This window comes from Pseudomonas sp. 30_B, assembly GCF_017491605.1.
Taxonomy (GTDB): Bacteria; Pseudomonadota; Gammaproteobacteria; order Pseudomonadales; family Pseudomonadaceae; genus Pseudomonas.
On record NZ_JAFGYY010000085.1, the window covers coordinates 1 to 705 of the forward strand.

Below are 705 nucleotides of genomic sequence, written 5' to 3' on the forward strand. Positions count from 1 at the left end.
GCGCAACGCCGTGTCCTGCGGCTCCATCGAGCACAAGATGGGCATCAAGGGCTCCGCCACCTGCGTGATGAACTTCGACGGTGCCACCGGCTGGATCGTCGACGCGCCGAACAAGGGCCTGGCCGCCATGTTCACCATGATGAACTACGAGCGCCTGGGCGTTGGCATCCAGGGTCTGGCCACCGGCGAGCGTTCCTACCAGAGCGCCGTCGAATATGCCCGCGAGCGTATCCAGAGCCGTGCGCCGACCGGCCCGGTGGCGAAAGACAAGGCCGCCGACCCGATCATCGTGCACCCGGACGTGCGTCGCATGCTGCTGACCATGAAAGCGCTGAACGAGGGCGGCCGCGCCTTCTCCAGCTACGTCGCCATGCAGCTGGACACCGCCAAGTACAGCGAAGAGCCGACCACCCGCAAGCGCGCCGAGGAACTGGTCGCCTTGCTGACCCCGGTAGCCAAGGCCTTCCTCACCGACATGGGCCTGGAAACCACCATTCACGGCCAGCAGATCTTCGGCGGCCACGGCTTCATCCGCGAGTGGGGCCAGGAGCAACTGGTGCGCGACTGCCGCATCACCCAGATCTACGAAGGCACCAACGGCATCCAGGCGCTGGACCTGATGGGCCGCAAGATCGTCGGCAGCGGCGGCGCCTACGCCAAGCTGTTCACCGACGAGATCCGCGCCTTCACCGCTTCGGCCTCGGC

Annotated in this window: 1 protein-coding gene; it reads left to right on the top strand. The window is 66.5% G+C overall.

Annotated features, from left to right (window positions below; genetic code table 11):
* Positions 1–705 (top strand): acyl-CoA dehydrogenase family protein (locus tag J5M67_RS27325; protein ID WP_279381587.1); only part of this gene is annotated, 705 nt, incomplete at both ends.